The organism is Candidatus Pantoea symbiotica (assembly GCF_056491525.1).
In genome coordinates this window covers 1425777-1442252 of sequence record NZ_JBSZHR010000002.1, presented here as the reverse complement: position 1 = coordinate 1442252, position 16476 = coordinate 1425777, and the positions used below count along the sequence as shown (strand labels likewise).

Here is a 16476-nt window from a genome sequence, read left to right as displayed (position 1 = left end):
AAGGGGAAACTGTGACCGCATCGAAGGAAATCCGGCACAGCCCATCGCTTTACGATTTTTCACATTGCCCTAAGTTTCAGCCAGGTCTTGTATGCCTAAAATGCAGCCTGTGTATCATCCCCAGTTCCGTTACGGAAAATTCCGAGTTTTCCCACTTATGCCGCAAAAAGCGGAACATGGGCGAAATATGTGGTCAATATGAAGCAGGATACTAACCAGGAGAAACAGATGTTGGCTTCAGCCCTGACGTTAATGCGCGCCAAAGCGAACTTTGTTCAGCAATTCATCCGTAACCCGCGCAAAATGGGCAGTATCACGCCCTCTTCCGCCGCGCTGTGCCGCACCATGTGCGATGCGGTGAATTGGGATAACAGCCTGCGTATCGCTGAACTCGGCGCCGGTGACGGCGTGCTCACACGCCACGTACTGTCGCGTATGTCACCGCAAGCTCAGTTGGATGTGTTCGAAATTAGCCCGGAACTGGTGAAAAGCCTGCGGGGATTGCCCGATGCGCGCATGCAGGTGCGCGCCTGCTCGGCAGAATATCTTGCTGGGGAATATGATGTGATTTTCTCTGGCTTGCCGCTGCTGTCATTACCGCCCGCCACACGTGACAATATTCTCAGCGCGGTGCATGATGCGCTGGGTCCACGTGGCGTATTCGTGCAGTTTCAATACACCTCGTTCACCCAACCCAATTTGTCACGCTACTTCACCTGGGAACGCCAGCGGGTGCTGAAAAACATGCCACCCGCGTGGGTTTATCGCTGCACGCGTAATTACGCGCCCTGAACCTGTGCGCGCGGCTGCGGCCGCGTTTGCAGCCAGAAGCGGCGCAGCAGTTCGCGTGACCAATCTTCCCCCGCCAGTTGCGTACCATCGTCACTCACGCCCGCGGGTAAACAGGCGCTCATAATGTCGTGGGTAAATTCCGGATGGAACTGCACCGACAGCGCCTGCGGCGAATAACGCAGAATCTGACAGCCATCCAGCGCCGAGCTCGCCAGCACCTGCGCATGCTGCGGCGGCGTTAGCACCGATTGCCGATGTGACAACCACGCATGAAATTCACCCGGTAACGCAGCCAGCCAAGGATCGTTGTGCGCCTGCGCGCTGCGCGTTAGCGGTTTCAGTCCACGCTCCCAGCCATGCGGGTTATCGCCCACTTTGCCCCCCAGCGCATATGCCATCAATTGATGTCCGTAACAGACGCCAAGCAGCGGCAGATCCGCTTCCAGCGCGCCCCGAATCCAGGCGGCGGTGCGTTCGCTCCAGTCAGCGTGATCGGTCACCATCGCCCAGGAACCACTGAGGATCGCGCCACTGACGCGGTCAAAGGCCGGTAAATCATCACCCAGATGCGGACGCACAATCACATAGTCATCAGGCTGCAATTGCAGCGCGTCGATAAACCAGCGGGGTTGTTCACCAATTTGCGCCACAACCTGCGGCGGCGGAACTTCGAGTTGAATAAGAGCAAGAGGTAAAGCGCGGGTGTGTGTCATGCCGAATACGGTCCTCATTATGGTCGCCTTTCGGACGTCCACTTTGACAGTAAATCAGCGACATGTCTTATTTTTTTCCTGCATAAGCTAATGCTTAAGCGAAAAAAATTTCGCCAGACATGCCCGAAGTACGCACCTTCATGCCATCATTAGCCGGTGATAATCTTTGTACAGCGTGAAGGAAGACCTCGTGGCAGTGCGGCATTTTTTAATGGTTCTGATGGTGGTTTCCATCTGGGCTTTCAACAACGTGGCGGTGAAGTGGGGATTACTGGAACTTCCGCCGCTGTTTCTCACCTGGATGCGCTTTGTGGTGGTGGCGATTGTGCTGGTGCCGTTTTGCCGCATCACGCGCGCACAATTGCCGTGGCTGCTGACGCTGGCATTCACCTTTGGCTTTATGCACTTCTCGCTGCTGTTTGTCGGCATGCGCTACACCGATGCCGGCACCGGCGCCATCGTGGTTCAGCTCGGCACGCCGATTGCCATGCTGCTGGCGATGGTGATATTGAAAGAGAAATTGCGCCTGGTGCAGCTGATCGGCATCGCTATTTCGCTGAGCGGCGTTGCGGTGCTGTCGGGCAGCCCGACCATTCCGGCCTGGTGGGTGCTGTGTATTCTGCTGTGCAGCGCGTTTGGCTGGGCAATCAGCAATATGATTGTGAAGAAATCACCGCCGATAAAACCGCTGACGCTAACCGGCTGGATCTCCTTCCTTGCGGTGCCGATTGTTGGTGCCGCTTCGTGGCTGACCGAATCCAATCAATTTTACGCATTAGGCCACGCCGGCTGGCGCGGCTGGTTTGGCATTCTGTATAGCGCGCTCGCCTCGTCAATTGTCGCCTATACGCTGTGGTATGCGCTGCTGAAGAAGTACAACGTCAACCTGATCATGCCCTATTCGCTGCTGACGCCGGTGCTGGCGGTGTTGATGGGCGTTTTTGTCTTGGGTGACAGCATGAACAGCTTTAAGATTCTCGGCGCCTCGTTAGTGGTGTTGGGTACCGCCATTGCGGTGATCAATCTGCGTAACCTGCGGATGCACGCGCGTTTCCCGCGCTTACGCCGCCGATAATCCGCTCTGCTATGCTTGAGTCTCGCGCATTATCCGGAGACTCAACATGGATTCTCAACGTGCTGCCGCACTGTGGCAGCAAATGTGGCAGGGATTGCGAGGCGCGGACCCGCTTCCCTCGCCTACTTTTCTCCAGCCCGACACCTTTTCCTCTGCCTTTGCCGTCAGCGAACTGGCGGCCACCAGCATTGGTCTTGCCAGCCAGGCACTGAGCGATCTGCTCGGCCAGGCCGCACCGGTCAGCATCAATGTCCGTCTCGCCTCGCGCTGGTTTCAGCACAGCCTGATCCCGCTTAATCGACCGCCTGCCGCGCTGTGGGATGAATTCGCCGGTGATTACACCAGCGCCGATGGCTGGATCCGCCTGCACACCAACGCGGCTCATCATCGTGCGGCGATGGAGCGCGTGCTCGGCCAGCATGCTAATCGTGCCGCACTGGCCGATGCAGTGGCACGCTGGCCCGCCGCTACGCTGGAACAGGCCGTGATTGATGCTGGCGGCTGCGCCGCGCAGATGCGTAGCGAAGCGCAATGGCTTCAGCATGCGCAAGGCCGCGCCGTGCAGCAGGAAGCGCTGATTGCCCAACAGGCCACCGACGCTGCACCCGCGCCTGCCTGGCTGTTATCGCCCGCGCGGCCGCTGCTCGGCGTACGCGTATTGGATCTCACGCGCATCATCGCCGGTCCGGTGGCGACGCGTTTTCTCGCCAGCCTCGGCGCGCAGGTGCTGCGCATCGATCCGCCCGACTGGCACGAACCAACGCTGGAAGAGGAGATCACCTGTGGCAAACGCTGTGCGCGGCTTGATATCAAATCCCGCACCGGGCGTGAACAGCTGCGCCAGCTGTTGCAGCACAGCGATGTGCTGGTACACGGTTATCGTGCCGATGCGCTGGAAAAACTCGGGCTGGATGCTGAGACGCGCCGCAAACTCGCGCCGGGCTTAGTGGATGTCAGCCTCAATGCGTGGGGCTGGAGCGGGCCGTGGCGCAACCGGCGTGGCTTCGACAGTCTGGTGCAGATGGGCTGCGGCATCGCCGAACAAGGCATGCGCTGGAGCGGCAATAACCAGCCAACGCCGCTGCCGGTGCAGGCGCTCGATCACGCCACCGGTTATCTGATGGCTGCGGCGGTGCTGGAAGGTTTACGTCAGCGGTTGATCAATGGCGTTGGCTGGCAGGCGCGTTTATCGCTGGCCCGCACCGCGCGGCTGTTACAGCAGTTCGGCGCCGCGCCGGAGAATGTGCAAAACGGTATCCACGCGCAGCACGATGACGCGTTGAGCGCGATAGAGATTAATCAATGGGGAATTGCCGAGAGATTGCGTGCCGCAGCGTATTTGCCCGGCACGCCAATGATCTGCGCTACGCCAGGCGTGAAGCTCGGCAGCAGCGCAGCCAGCTGGTAACGGTTAGGCCTCGTCGCCCTGCTCTTCGTTCAGCTCGTCGTACATCGCCTGAATCGCCTCACGGCTTAGCGCCGCCAGCGTGCGATAAAATGCCGTGGTAGCATGCGCTTCCACTTTGCCGAGGAACGCGCCGCACCACGGCAGCAGATACTCATCAAACAGCGCCAGCTGCGCGGCGGATTCATCTTCCGCTGACTGATCTTCCAGCCACGATGCCGCCAGCAGCAGCACGCCAAAGTGATCGGCGGGAGCTTCGCTCAGCGGCATGCCGCGCGCGCTGAGAAATGCACGCACGTCCGCTTCAGCAACACCGTTCGGCCATTGGGATGCGTACGGCGGCACGCTGCAATCGCTGCCAACAAACAGCGCGTTGTAGTCGGCGGCCAGCGCCTGCGGATCGCTATTCTGCTGCAGGCGCGTCAACAGTTCATCCTGCTCCAGCGGCCACTGCTGTTGCAGTTTGCCTTCACGCAGCAGAGTGAACAATGGCACCAGCAGCGGATCCTGCGGCTGGCGATTAAACAGCGAGCCGATGACGCGGCAGAGAATGGAAAACTCATTCATGCAACAGAATTCCTTGAGGCAAAAAAGTTAAAAATCAGCAAATTCGGCAATCGTTTTACCGGTGCGCAGTTCGAGGAAATCGAGCAGGCGACGCGGCGTGACATTTAACACGCGATCTTCAGGAAAATCCACTTCGCTGGTGATGCGCAGGCAGTGTTCGAAATTGCCCAGCGTAAACGCCGTATGCGAATCGGAGCCAAATGCCAGTTTACCGCCGGCATCGCGCACCGCTTCGGCAATAGCGCGACAGTTCGGTTCGCTGCCGAGGCGCGAATGGGTAAAGGAGGAGTTGTTGATCTCCAGCGCCACATCGTAATGCGCGGCGGCTTCGGCTATTGCGCGGATATCCACCGGGAATTTCGGGTTGCCCGGATGCGAAATGATATGCACCAAACCGCCCGCCATCGCCGCAATCATCGCTTCGGTGTGATGCTTTTTATCACGCGGTGCATAAACCGGCTCGTGGAAGCCCGCGACGATCAGATCCAGCGCATCGAGCATCGGGCCGCTGCAATCGATCTCGCCCTGCTGATTTTTGATGTTGGCTTCAATACCGCGCAGCACGCCAACCCCATCAATCACCCGCGGCCAAATGCGCATGTTAACGAAGTGCCAATAGTGCGGCGCATCGGCCATATCCGGACCGTGATCGGTAATCGCGAACAGCTTCAGGCCGTTCTTTTTCGCCTGCGCCACATAATCATGCAGCGTGCTGTAAGCATGCGTGCTGGCAACGGTGTGCATATGTAAATCAACGGGATACATCTTCATCTCCTGACCCAATGTGAATTAATAACCGCGCTGGCGATCGACCAAACCACCCGGCTGTTGACCTTGCTCCAGAGCAAGTATGGCATCCGCAATGTAATCCATCGCCTCGGCTGGCAAGGTAATCGCTGCAGTATGTGGCGTGATTGTGACATGCGGATGAGACCACAACGGATGATCGTGCGGCAGCGGCTCGGTCTGGAACACATCCAGCGCGGCGGCGGCCAATTGACCGCTGTTCAGCGCCGCCAGCAGATCGACTTCCACCACATGCGCACCGCGCGCCAGATTAAGGAAGCAGGCACCGTGCGGCAACGCGCTGAGCAGCTGGCTATCAATGAGGTTGGTGGTTTCCGGCGTGGTGGGCAGCAGATCGATCAGCACCTGCGTGCCCTCGAGGAAGGCATTGAGTTGATCGCGGCCATGGAAGCTTTGCACGCCGTCGATGTGCTTCGGCGAACGGCTCCAGCTGCGTAACGGGAAGCCCCATTGACGCAAACTCTCCAGTACGCTGCGGCCTAACACGCCTGCGCCAAGCACGCCAATGGTGAAGTTGTGGCGATCCAAGCCATCGAGCTCTTGCCACTTTGCTTGCTGCTGAAGTTGACGATATTCGGCGAAACGGCGGAACCAGCCCAGCACGCACCAGTTAGCGTATTCCTGCATCTGGCGCGCCATGCCGGTATCTTCGAGGCGGAATAACGGCACGTTGTCAGCCAGCATTTGTGGATTGTCACGCAGCTGCTTGAGGATCTCGTCCACGCCCGCGCCCATGGCAAACACGCCTTTCAGTTGACGCCCCGCCAGCATCTCAACCGGCGGCGAACGCACCACAGCGTAATCGGCCGGCGCGTTGTCGCCCGGCTGCCAGTAACGCACGCGCGCCTCAGGTAAACGCTGATGCAAACCTTCCAGCCAGCCCTGCGGCGCCAGCGACGGGTGATACCAGATAATCTCCATTCGACTCTCCTTTTTTTTGCTTCAGCCTCAGGCAAATAGCCGAACAGGGCAAGCAAAAACCTTAGCCTTGATGCAATTTCTCGCGTGATTAATTCCGGGCGCTTCACATTTCCACCGCTGTACAAGGCTAAGCGGTGCGATTGCGACTAAAGTTGTTCGGGTGGTCAATGCGTTAGCACACCACCTTTTCGGACAAGGAGAAAAACCGATGATAAAAAATGCCGTATTCACGCCCGCGCGTCTGACCTTTTTACTCAGCGCTGCGTTGCTGGCCGCTGCCAGCAACGCACACGCCGACGATCAAAGCCGCATGCTCAGCAACCAACCGCAGCCGCCAGATGTGCGTCTGGGACCGCTTTTCAATGCCGTGCAGCAGGCGAAATTTTATCCGGACCAGAAAACCTTCGCCGATGCGGTGCCGAAATCCAATCCCTCTTCGATTCTGGCCGACTGGCAGATGCAGAAAAGCCAGCGCAACTTCGATCTCAAGCATTTTGTCGACAGCAACTTCACGCTGCCAAAAGAGGGAGACAAATATGTGCCGCCCGCCGGGCAAAGCCTGCGCGAGCACATCAACGGTTTATGGCCGGTGCTGACACGCACCGCGCAAAGTGCCAGTCAGTACGATTCGCTGCTGCCGCTGCCGAAACCTTACGTGGTGCCAGGCGGCCGATTCCGCGAAGTCTATTACTGGGACAGCTACTTCACTATGCTCGGCCTGGCGGAGAGCGGTCACTGGGATCGCGTGCAGGATATGGTGGATAACTTCGCCACCGAACTCGATAAATATGGCCATATCCCCAACGGCAACCGCAGCTACTATCTCAGCCGCTCGCAGCCGCCGTTCTTCAGCCTGATGGTTGACCTGCTGGCAACGCACAAAGGCGACGATGTCTATCGCCAATACTTGCCGCAGCTGCAGAAAGAGTACGATTACTGGATGGCGGACAGCGACAAAGTTGCAGCCGGCCAGGCCAGCAAACGCGTGATTAAACTTAGCGACGGCACGCTGCTTAACCGCTACTGGGACGATCGCGATGCACCGCGCACCGAATCCTGGCTTGATGACGTCAACACCGCGAATAAAGCGCCGGATCGTAATAAGCAGCAGGTTTATCGCGACTTGCGTGCAGGCGCGGCATCAGGCTGGGATTTCAGTTCGCGCTGGTTCACCGATGCGCACAATCTGGCGTCGATTCGTACCACGCAGCTGGCGCCGGTCGATCTTAACAGCCTGATTTTCCACCTCGAACAGACATTGTCTAAAGCGTCCAAACTGGATAAGCAGGATGACAAAGCCAAACAGTTCGCGGCGGATGCCGAGAAACGCCAAGCGGCGATCAATCGCTATCTTTGGGATGACAAAAAAGGCTGGTACGCCGATTACGATTTCCAGAAGAAGCAGGTTCATCCACAGCTGACCGCCGCCACGTTGTTCCCGCTCTATATGCAGGTGGCGAGTGATAAGCAAGCTGAGCGCACCGCGTCCGCCGTCGAAAAACAGCTGCTGAAACCGGGCGGTCTGGTGACCACCACAGTGAATAACGGCCAGCAATGGGATGCGCCAAACGGCTGGGCGCCGCTGCAATGGGTGGCGGTGGAAGGTCTGGAGCATTACAAGCAGCCGAAACTGGCGCAGCAGATTGGTCAGCGCTTCCTGCAGAACGTGCAGGCAACCTATGACAAGGAGCATAAGCTGGTTGAGAAATATGTGGTTGAAGGCGCGCAGTTGGGCGGCGGTGGCGGCGGTGAATATCCGCTGCAGGATGGCTTCGGCTGGACCAACGGTGTGACGCTAAAGCTGCTCGATAAGTACTGCCCGAAAGATAAAACCTGTAATAACGCCGGCGATATCCCGAATATGCCGGTTTTGAGTAGCGCGAAGTAACGTTTTTCCTGATCCATACGTAACCGTTGTAGGGTCGCCATTTATGGCGACCATTAAACCAGGTGCGCATTAATGCGCACCCTACGAAAACCACGCATATCCGTCGTAGGGTCGCCATTCATGGCGACCATCAACCCAGGTGCGCATTAATGCGCACCCTACAACCTCATATGCTTGCACGCTAATCCCGCCCTGCCTGTGCATTTTCCTCACAACCCTCTTACAACAAACTCACATCTTGAAACACTCGCTACAAAAGATAATAATTCTCAATCTAATATCGATAGCTATTCCCATTAAAATATCAGGAACCTCTCATGACCTCGCTGTTTACCCTTAACCGTGGCCGCGTTCTGTGCGCGCTTGCGCTGGCTTTACCCGCTGCAAGCTTCGCCGAAGAGTCGATTGTCGTCACTGCGCAACCGCAAGAGAACGCCACCTCGCCGACGCAGGGCTATCTCGCCACGCGGAGCAGCGGCGCCAGCAAAAGCGATCAGCCGCTGATTACCACGCCGCAGTCGATTTCGGTAGTGACACGTCAGCAGATGGAAGATCAGGGCGCGCAGGATCTCAATCAGGCGCTGGGTTACACGCCGGGCGTGTTCACCAACTTTGGTGGTGCCGCCACGCGTTACGACACCATCGCTCTGCGTGGTTTCCACGGCGGCGATGTCGACAACACCTTCCTCGATGGCCTGCGCGTGATGAGTGACGGCGGCAGCTTCAACATCCTGCAGGTGGACAACTGGTTCCTTGATCGCATTGATGTGATCAAAGGTCCCTCCTCCGCGCTTTACGGCCAAACGGTGCCGGGCGGATTAGTGAACATGGTGAGCAAGCGTCCGCAGTTTGCCGAAGAGGGTCACTTCCGCCTGTCGAGCGGCACCAACGCCACCAATAGCGCCGCTTTTGATTACACCAACGCCATCAACGACCAGTGGGCGTTTCGCTTAACCGGCATCACGCGCAACAGCGATACGCAGTACGATCACACGCGTGAAGAGAAATATGCCATTTCGCCACAGCTGATGTGGCAGCCAAGCGAAGACACCAACTTAGTGCTGCGCGCCTATCTGCAGAAAGATCCGTCCGGCGGCTATCACGGTTCGGTACCGGCGGAAGGCACGCTCTACAGCCATAACGGCCGCAAGTTGAGCGACAGTTTCTATGAAGGCGACAGTTCGCTCGATCAGTTCAAACGTCGCGAGCAGATTTACAGCTATGACTTCTCACACCGCTTCAACGAAGTCTGGTCGGTATACTCCACCGGCAGCTACAGCCACTCGAATACCGATCTCGATCAGGTTTATCAGATTGGCTGGAATGCAACTAACCCTGACCTGCTGAACCGCTATTACTCCGGCGAGCGTTCATCACTGAGCGCATGGGCCAACGACAACCGCTTGCAGGCGGATTTTGCCACCGGCGCGGTTCAGCATCGCGTGACGCTGGGCGCGGAATACCATCGTTATAAAAATGACATCACCAAAGCCAGCGGTGCCGCTAGCGCGCTGAATGCGTGGAACGGCGAAGAAGTGGGCATCATGCCGGACTTCGACTGGACATCGCAGACGCGCCGCTACTATCAAACCGGTTTGTATCTGCAGGATGAGTTGCAGCTCGATCGCTGGCATCTGGATTTGTCGGGACGCTATGACCGCATCGTGTCGGAAAACGGCACCAGCCGTCGTCAGGACGATCACATCAGCGGCCGCGCCGCGCTGCTGTATGCCTTCGAGAACGGCATCTCGCCTTACGTCAGCTGGAGCCAGGCAATTACACCGGCTTCGTTAACCGATCCGCAGGGCAATCAGCTGAAACCGACCACCTCAGAGCAATATGAAGCGGGCGTGAAATATCAGCCGGTGGGCACGCGCGATATGTACTCAATCGCGCTGTACGATTTGACTCAGGACGATGTCGCCAACCGTAACGTGCAGGACGGCACGTACACGCCGTCGGGCAAAGTGCATTCGCAGGGCATCGAGTTGGAAGCGCGCAATCAGCTGACGTCGCGTTTCAGTACCATCGCTGGCTATACGCTGAACCATCTGCGCTTTAAAGATTCCGTGGACGGTAACGATGGCCATACGCCGTATGTCACGCCGAACAGCATGGCATCGTTGTGGGGACATTATCAGTTTGATTACGGCTTGAGCGCCGGGGCCGGTGTGCGCTATATCGGCAAACAGTGGGCGGATAACGAGAACACTACGCGTCTGCCATCCGTGACGCTGTTTGATGCCTCGGTTCGCGCCGATCTGGGCGCATGGAACTCACAGCTGAAAGGCGCCTGGCTGCAGGTGAATGCCAACAACCTGACCGATAAAAAGTATCTGGCCGCCTGTTATGGCACCGGTTACTGCTATCGCGGTGCCGAGCGCACGGTCATGGCCACGGTGGGCTACGACTTTTAATCAGGCATAAAAAAATCCGCCATCCTTTGCGGGATGGCGGATTTCATCAAATCTCTATGCTGTTAACTTCGTACTTTACGGTAAATCCACAGCACCACAATGGCACCAATCACGGCCACCACGAAGCTACCGAAGTTGAAACCGTCAACTTTACCGAAACCAAACAGGGTACTGATCCAGCCACCGACAACCGCACCTACCACACCCAGAACCACGGTGATGATAAAGCCGCCGCCATCTTTACCCGGCATAATCCACTTCGCGATAATCCCGGCAATCAGACCAAAAATAATCCATGAAAGAATACCCATGTACTGCTCCTTACGTTATTAATCAATGTGTTCACCGCCTCTAGTATAGACGGGATTTTATGATCTGCCTCGCAACTTACCGCAGTAAATAATCGTTAGCTAATTAAAGGTTAGCGCAGCCACGCCGATAACTGACGAACAGCATTGTCAGTCGTGAAAATAACAATCGGATAAGTGGAGCAGGACGTGGGAGAAGCCGATAAAGAACAATACCTCAAGCGAGGCACGTTAGCGGTTTTGGGCGTGATGAAGGATCTGTTGCGTTTTCAAACCCCGTTGATGGTGAATTTTTCGCGTGGTCAGTTTATCAGCCGCATGCTGTCAGCCGATGAAGATCAGGTGATCTTTGACCTTGGCAGCAACGCGCTGGATAACGATTTAGCGCTGCAAGGTGGTGAAGTGAATATCTTTGCCGAAACGCACGGTGCCAAAGTCGAATTTAGCTTAATCGGTTTACAGCGTATCGAATTCGAAGGCTTGCCCGCTTTTGCTGCGTCGCTACCTGAACTGGTGTGGCAGATTCAACGCCGTGAGTTCTTCCGTGTCAATGCGCCGCTGGAGCCGGTTTTTTATTGCCATAGCCAGTGGCCGGATGGAACCACTGCGCGTTTTCGCCTGCAGGATCTGTCATTGGGCGGCGTGGGCGTGCTGCTGGACGAAGCGCTGCCAGAGGGTCTCAATCGCGGCGATACCTTTAAAAAGCTGCGCGTTGACCTGGCTGAGTACGGCCACTTTGAGGTGACGGCACAGCTGCTGCACATTGGTGAGCGCACCATGGTGACCAGCAAGAATGAAACCCGCGTCACTCCGCGCCTCAGCTTCCGCTTTACCGCTATCGAGCCGATTCAGGAACGCCAGCTGCAGCAGGTGATTTTTGCGCTGGAACGTCTGGCGCGCGATAAGGCCAACCGTTTCCAATAGCTTCGTTCAATTTTATGGCGTAATGCTTGTCAGCCAGGCGTGAATCGGTCGCCATGAATGGCGACCCTACAAAGGATTGGCGCGTTTTTTTGTAGGGTGCGCATTCATGCGCACCTGCATACATATGTAAATTAATGCTTAACTGAGCGGCTTTACGCCACTCATGGCGACCAATCCCCCAGATCCACACAAAACCGCACCCATCATCGTGGCTGATAACGGCAACGCGCCACCGCATCCAGCCAGCCGTGATAATTCTCCTGCATGCTTTTCGCCTGATCTTCACGCGGCATAATTACGCTGCCGCCCTGCAACGCCTGCATCTCACTGCCCTGCTGCCACCAGCCTAAGGTGCGGCCCGCTAATAGCGCGGCACCCAGCGCTGAAACTTCTGCCGTCGGTACGCGCTTCAATGGCCGCTGCAACACATCGGCCTGCATCTGCATCAACCAGCCGTTTTCCGTGGCGCTGCCATCCACGCACAGCGCAGGAAGTTGCACACCGCTGGCCTGCTCCATGGCAAAAAACACGTCGGCGATCTGGAAAGTGATCGATTCCAGCGCCACGCGCGCCAGCACTTCCGGCGTTGCTGCATCGGTCAAACCACACACCATGCCGCGCGCTTTTAAATCCCACCAGGGCGCGCCGAGACCAGAGAGCGCCGGTACAAAATAGATGCCCTGATTGTGTTCGCTGCGCTGCGCCAGCGCGGTGAGTTCTCGTGGATCCTTGATGCCCAGCATGCGGCCCAGCCACGCCGCGCCGGAACCGGTGTGGGTAATATTGCCTTCAAAGGCATAGCGCAGCGTGCCGTCGTGCCACGCCACCGTGGTGCTGAGGCCATTTTCCGTTAGCAGCGGCGTCGCCATCGACATCATCAGTGACGAACCGGTGCCGTACGTGGCTTTGACCACCTCTTCGCTGCCACTGCGCTGCGCTTGCAACGCAGCGTGCGAATCGCCGATGCGCGACAAAATCGGCGTGCCGGGCGCTAAACCGGGAATATCGTTACGTGTCACTACACCCTGCGCGCTGGCCGAGGGCACAATCTGCGGCAGCGCTGCGCGGGGAATATGGAACAGCGCCAGCAGTTCCTCGTCCCAATCGCCGCTGTGCAGGTTATACAACTGGGTGCGCGCCGCATTGGCATGATCGGTGACAAAGCTTTCGCCGCCACTCAGTTGCCAGCTCAGCCAGCTATCAACGGTGCCGATACAGAGTTCACCGGCCTGCGCGCGAGAAAATCCGTTCGGCAGCGCGGCCAGCATGCCGGTAAGTTTGCCGGCCGGAAACATCGGATCGACCGCCAACCCGGTAAGCCCAGTGATGCGCGGCGCTTTACCCGCCACACGTAAATCGCGGCAAAACGCCTCCGAACGGCGATCCTGCCAGCTGACCAGCGGCGTCAGCGGCTGACCGTTATGTCGCTGCCAGATCAGCACCGATTCGCGCTGGTTGCTGATCGCCACTGCCGCAACTTGCGCACCCGCACACTGCGCCAGACAATCGCTCACCGCCTGTTTCACCGCCTGCCAAATCGCCAGTGGATCCTGCTCCGCCAAACCCGGCTGCGGATGTTCCAGCGTCAGCGGCTGGCTGCCGCGTGCCACCACGTTGCCGGCACGATCGACCGCAATCGCTTTCGCATTGGTGGTGCCTTCATCAATTGCCAGTATCACCGAACCTGCCATCTTTACGCTCCTGCACAGATGCGCGCTGCACTCTTCACTACGCTGGCGGCATCAATGCCATGTCGGGCACGGGTTGAGGCGCGATCGCCCGCAATCGCGTATTCGCCATCGGGGATACCCAAACGCAGCAGCGGGATGCCACAGCCGCCTTCCGCCAGCACTTCTGCCACCAGGCTGCCGACGCCGCCGTTGACGTTGTGTTCTTCCACGGTAATTACCGCTGGATAGTGATTTAACAGCTCGCGCAGCTGTTGGGTATCACAAGGTCGAATCGATGGAATGCTGATCACACCCGCTGTAATGCCTTGCTCATGCAGTTGCTCGGCAGCGTGAACCACCTCGTGAACCGTCGAGCCCATCGCCACCAGCACAATGTCATGACCTTCACGTAAAACGTCGATTTGCCCGGGACGGAATTGGTAGTTCTCATCGTGCAGCTGCGGCAGATCTTTACCGTCCAAACGGATATACACCGGCCCGACATGCGCCAGCGCATACTCAATAATCTGGCGGCACTCCAGCGGGCAGGATGGCGCATAAATTTCGATGTTGCCGAAGCCGCGCATCACCGCAATGTCGTCGATGCTGTGATGGGTGCTGGCGAGCGGACCGTAGCTGGCACCGGCATTCAGGCCAAACAATTTCACGTTGGTGTTGTTGTAGCAGACGTCGACTTTAACCTGCTCATTGGCGCGGGAAACCAGGAACGGCGCGGCGTTACAGGTCACGGCCACTTTGCCGCCAATCGCCAGACCAGCGGCGGTGCCCACCAGCGTTTGCTCGGCGATACCGACGTTAACCAGCCGATCGGGAAACGCCTTAATAAAGGGCGCGATTTTGGCGGTTGAGGTGGAATCGGCCACTACCGGCACTAAATCGACGCCGCGATTAACCGCATCAATAAATGCCTCGACCATTACCGTCGCCAGGTGTTTTGCATTACTCATCTTTCAACTCCTCCAGTGCCAACTCAATCTCTTCCCCTTTCGGCACGCGGTGATGCCACTCCGGTTTGCCCTGAATAAAGGAGATGCCGAAGCCTTTTTCGGTATGCGCCACAATCACCTGCGGCTTGCCGCTGTTACGCGGCAGGTTTTCGATGGCTTCAACCACCGCCGCCATGTCATTGCCGTTGCACTCGCTTACCTCCAGACCAAAGGCGCGCCATTTTTCCGGCAGCGGATCGGTGTTCATGATGTCACGCGTGTGCCCCGCCAGCTGCAGCTTGTTCTTGTCGTTGATGATCACCAGGTTATCGAGGCCGTAATGCGCCGCCACCAGCGCCGCTTCCCAGTTGCTGCCTTCTGCCAACTCACCGTCGCCGGTAACGACAAAAATACGTCGATCGCTGTTATCTTTCTTCGCCGCCAGCGCAATGCCGACCGCCACCGGTAAACCGTGGCCCAGCGCACCGGTATTCAGCTCAACGCCCGGCGTTTTTTGGCGCACCGGATGGCCCGGCAGATGCGAATCCGAATGCTGATAGGTCGGCAGCCATTCGGTCGGGAAGTAACCGGCTTCTGCCAGCACGCAGTAATAACCGCCCACCGCATGGCCTTTCGACTGGATATAGATGTCGCGTTGCGGATCGTTGGTGCGATCCGGCGCGCAGTTAAGAATGCGAAAATAGAGTGCGGTGAGGATCTCCACCTGTGACAGATCGGCACCGGTATGCCCGCCCGCCGGGCTGCCCGCATTGAGCTGAATGATGCGGCGGCGCACGGCGCGCGCTTTCGCTGCCAGATCCGCTACCGAATATTTGAAAGGATTCATAGACACCTCTGAATTTTAAAGCATGGATGAATATTTATTCGTAATGGAGAAAAAAAGGTGCAGACAATCAGCGCCTGCACCCAACCGATTAACCTTTTGCCGGGCTACCGCCCTCCTCAATCAGCGCTTTCTGCGCCACCACCGCCGCTTTCTGCTGCATGCGGCTCTGCATTTGGTCGATGATCACCGCCACGATAATCACGATGCCTTTGATCACCATTTGCCAGAACTCGCTCACGCCCATCATGATCAAACCGTCGGCGAGAAAGCCGATCACGAACGCACCAATCAGCGTGCCGAGAATGGTGCCGCGTCCACCGGCCAGCGAGGTGCCGCCCAGCACCACTGCGGCAATCGCGTTCATTTCAAAGGAGGTTCCGTTCGCCGGATGGCTGGCCACCAGCTGCGACGACACCACGATGCCGGCAATCGCCGCGCAGAAACCGGAGATGGCATACACCCAGATTTTCACTGACTTCACTTTCACGCCCGAAAGTTCAGCGGCGCGTTCGTTATCGCCAATCGCGTAAACCTGACGACCAAACGGCAGACGGCGCGCGACATAGGCAATCACCAGCGCCAGCAGCACCATCATCCAGATGGCCCACGGCAAACCGAGAAAATAGCCCGCGCCAATCTTGTCGAATCCGGTATTGCCGAGCATTTCATTGCCCTGTAAACCGGGGAAGGTTTCACCGCCTGACGTAAGCATCGCCGTGCCGCGCAGGATGTACATGGTGCCGAGCGTGCAAATGAACGGTGCCACGTTATAACGGGTGATGATCCAGCCGTTTGCCGCACCAATCAGACCGCCAATCAGCAACACAATCGGTACGATCAGCCACACGCTGGGAAAGATGGCGATGCCAAACATCGGCAACACAATGCCTTTGGTGATCAGCCAACCGGCGATCATGCCACACAGGCCGAGTGTTGCGCCGATGGAGAGATCGATGCCCGCCGTGATGATGACAAATGTGATGCCGAGCGCGAGGAAGGCGTTAATGGCGATGTGTTTCACCATGATCACCATGCTGCCCACCGCGAGGAAATCGGGCACCGTGATAGCGAAGAAACCGACAATCAGAAACAGCGCAATAAAGGTGCGCAGTTTGAGCAGCAGCAAAATCAGGCTTTCGCGTGAGTTGAACGCTTTAGCTGGCGATGCGAGCGCGAGCGCGCCGTTGTTTTTCAT

General features: G+C 57.5%; 15 protein-coding genes. 6 read left to right on the top strand and 9 right to left on the bottom strand.

From position 1 onward, the window contains the following. The first annotated feature begins 228 nt into the window (after positions 1–228). Positions 229–792 carry a class I SAM-dependent methyltransferase gene (locus tag ACXIZX_RS07295; RefSeq protein ID WP_061716776.1) on the top strand — a complete coding sequence of 188 codons (564 nt, stop codon included), beginning with the start codon at positions 229–231 and terminating at the stop codon, positions 790–792. Here ACXIZX_RS07295 and ACXIZX_RS07290 read toward each other — a convergent pair. Then, the gene (locus ACXIZX_RS07290; RefSeq protein WP_479404855.1) at positions 780–1505 is read right to left on the bottom strand and encodes a glutamine amidotransferase; all 726 of its coding nucleotides are present in this window, start codon (positions 1503–1505) and stop codon (positions 780–782) included. The two genes, ACXIZX_RS07295 and ACXIZX_RS07290, sit on opposite strands and share 13 nt — an antisense overlap. 190 nt (positions 1506–1695) lie before the next feature. On the opposite strand from ACXIZX_RS07290, the gene ACXIZX_RS07285 reads away from it, so the two are divergent. Continuing rightward, the gene (locus ACXIZX_RS07285; protein WP_061716778.1) at positions 1696–2580 is read left to right on the top strand and encodes a DMT family transporter; all 885 of its coding nucleotides are present in this window, start codon (positions 1696–1698) and stop codon (positions 2578–2580) included. A 46-nt stretch (positions 2581–2626) separates the two neighbouring features. Continuing rightward, positions 2627–3988, top strand: a complete 1362-nt coding sequence (locus ACXIZX_RS07280; protein WP_479403853.1) for a CoA transferase — start codon at positions 2627–2629, stop codon at positions 3986–3988. 3 nt (positions 3989–3991) lie between these two features. Here the strand turns inward: ACXIZX_RS07280 and ACXIZX_RS07275 are convergent, their stop codons facing one another. Genes ACXIZX_RS07275 through ghrA form a run of 3 tightly spaced genes read right to left on the bottom strand, consistent with a single transcriptional unit; the run spans position 3992 to position 6280 of the window. Next, entirely contained in the window at positions 3992–4552 is a 561-nt protein-coding gene (locus ACXIZX_RS07275) for a TorD/DmsD family molecular chaperone (protein ID WP_008102748.1), read from the bottom strand. Between the two features lie 27 nt (positions 4553–4579). Then, positions 4580–5317, bottom strand: a complete 738-nt coding sequence (locus ACXIZX_RS07270; RefSeq protein WP_008102746.1) for a phosphatase — start codon at positions 5315–5317, stop codon at positions 4580–4582. A 24-nt stretch (positions 5318–5341) separates the two neighbouring features. Beyond that, the gene (gene ghrA / locus ACXIZX_RS07265; protein WP_179451210.1) at positions 5342–6280 is read right to left on the bottom strand and encodes a glyoxylate/hydroxypyruvate reductase GhrA; all 939 of its coding nucleotides are present in this window, start codon (positions 6278–6280) and stop codon (positions 5342–5344) included. 208 nt (positions 6281–6488) lie between these two features. Here ghrA and treA point away from each other — a divergent pair, with 208 nt between their 5' ends. Beyond that, positions 6489–8168, top strand: coding sequence for an alpha,alpha-trehalase TreA (gene treA, locus ACXIZX_RS07260; protein WP_179451212.1), 1680 nt, complete (start codon positions 6489–6491; stop codon positions 8166–8168). Positions 8169–8485: 317 nt separating this feature from the next. Then, entirely contained in the window at positions 8486–10585 is a 2100-nt protein-coding gene (locus ACXIZX_RS07255; RefSeq protein WP_479403852.1) for a TonB-dependent siderophore receptor, read from the top strand. Positions 10586–10647: 62 nt separating this feature from the next. Here the strand turns inward: ACXIZX_RS07255 and ACXIZX_RS07250 are convergent, their stop codons facing one another. Beyond that, a complete protein-coding gene (locus ACXIZX_RS07250) occupies positions 10648–10896 on the bottom strand; it encodes a GlsB/YeaQ/YmgE family stress response membrane protein (RefSeq protein WP_008102737.1) in 249 nt (82 codons plus the stop codon). A 186-nt stretch (positions 10897–11082) separates the two neighbouring features. Here ACXIZX_RS07250 and ACXIZX_RS07245 point away from each other — a divergent pair, with 186 nt between their 5' ends. After that, on the top strand, positions 11083–11817 hold the full coding sequence (locus ACXIZX_RS07245; RefSeq protein ID WP_179451216.1) for a flagellar brake protein: 735 nt from the start codon (positions 11083–11085) through the stop codon (positions 11815–11817). Between the two features lie 203 nt (positions 11818–12020). On the opposite strand, the gene ACXIZX_RS07240 is transcribed toward ACXIZX_RS07245, so the two are convergent. The 4 genes from ACXIZX_RS07240 to ACXIZX_RS07225 form a co-directional block, all read right to left on the bottom strand. Continuing rightward, a complete protein-coding gene (locus ACXIZX_RS07240; protein ID WP_479403851.1) occupies positions 12021–13508 on the bottom strand; it encodes an FGGY family carbohydrate kinase in 1488 nt (495 codons plus the stop codon). Positions 13509–13510: 2 nt separating this feature from the next. Beyond that, on the bottom strand, positions 13511–14455 hold the full coding sequence (locus ACXIZX_RS07235; RefSeq protein ID WP_154181488.1) for a transketolase family protein: 945 nt from the start codon (positions 14453–14455) through the stop codon (positions 13511–13513). Beyond that, complete coding sequence (locus tag ACXIZX_RS07230) at positions 14448–15281, bottom strand: transketolase (RefSeq protein WP_154194740.1); 834 nt, start codon at positions 15279–15281, stop codon at positions 14448–14450. Before ACXIZX_RS07230 ends, ACXIZX_RS07235 begins: the two co-directional genes overlap by 8 nt. Positions 15282–15369: 88 nt before the next feature. After that, positions 15370–16476 (bottom strand): ABC transporter permease, encoded by a 1107-nt coding sequence (locus tag ACXIZX_RS07225; RefSeq protein ID WP_008108196.1) that lies wholly within the window; start codon positions 16474–16476, stop codon positions 15370–15372.

What these genes read in the sequence shown, in the direction of transcription:
- ACXIZX_RS07270 (WP_008102746.1), bottom strand. Translation starts at nt 5,317, where the DNA reads ATGTATCCCGTTGATTTACATATGCACACCGTTGCCAGCACGCATGCT.
- ACXIZX_RS07230 (WP_154194740.1), bottom strand. Translation starts at nt 15,281, where the DNA reads ATGAATCCTTTCAAATATTCGGTAGCGGATCTGGCAGCGAAAGCGCGC.
- ACXIZX_RS07255 (WP_479403852.1), top strand. Translation starts at nt 8,486, where the DNA reads ATGACCTCGCTGTTTACCCTTAACCGTGGCCGCGTTCTGTGCGCGCTT.
- ACXIZX_RS07225 (WP_008108196.1), bottom strand. Translation starts at nt 16,476, where the DNA reads ATGAAAAACAACGGCGCGCTCGCGCTCGCATCGCCAGCTAAAGCGTTC.
- ghrA (WP_179451210.1), bottom strand. Translation starts at nt 6,280, where the DNA reads ATGGAGATTATCTGGTATCACCCGTCGCTGGCGCCGCAGGGCTGGCTG.
- ACXIZX_RS07290 (WP_479404855.1), bottom strand. Translation starts at nt 1,505, where the DNA reads ATGACACACACCCGCGCTTTACCTCTTGCTCTTATTCAACTCGAAGTT.
- ACXIZX_RS07235 (WP_154181488.1), bottom strand. Translation starts at nt 14,455, where the DNA reads ATGAGTAATGCAAAACACCTGGCGACGGTAATGGTCGAGGCATTTATT.
- treA (WP_179451212.1), top strand. Translation starts at nt 6,489, where the DNA reads ATGATAAAAAATGCCGTATTCACGCCCGCGCGTCTGACCTTTTTACTC.
- ACXIZX_RS07295 (WP_061716776.1), top strand. Translation starts at nt 229, where the DNA reads ATGTTGGCTTCAGCCCTGACGTTAATGCGCGCCAAAGCGAACTTTGTT.
- ACXIZX_RS07275 (WP_008102748.1), bottom strand. Translation starts at nt 4,552, where the DNA reads ATGAATGAGTTTTCCATTCTCTGCCGCGTCATCGGCTCGCTGTTTAAT.
- ACXIZX_RS07250 (WP_008102737.1), bottom strand. Translation starts at nt 10,896, where the DNA reads ATGGGTATTCTTTCATGGATTATTTTTGGTCTGATTGCCGGGATTATC.
- ACXIZX_RS07280 (WP_479403853.1), top strand. Translation starts at nt 2,627, where the DNA reads ATGGATTCTCAACGTGCTGCCGCACTGTGGCAGCAAATGTGGCAGGGA.
- ACXIZX_RS07240 (WP_479403851.1), bottom strand. Translation starts at nt 13,508, where the DNA reads ATGGCAGGTTCGGTGATACTGGCAATTGATGAAGGCACCACCAATGCG.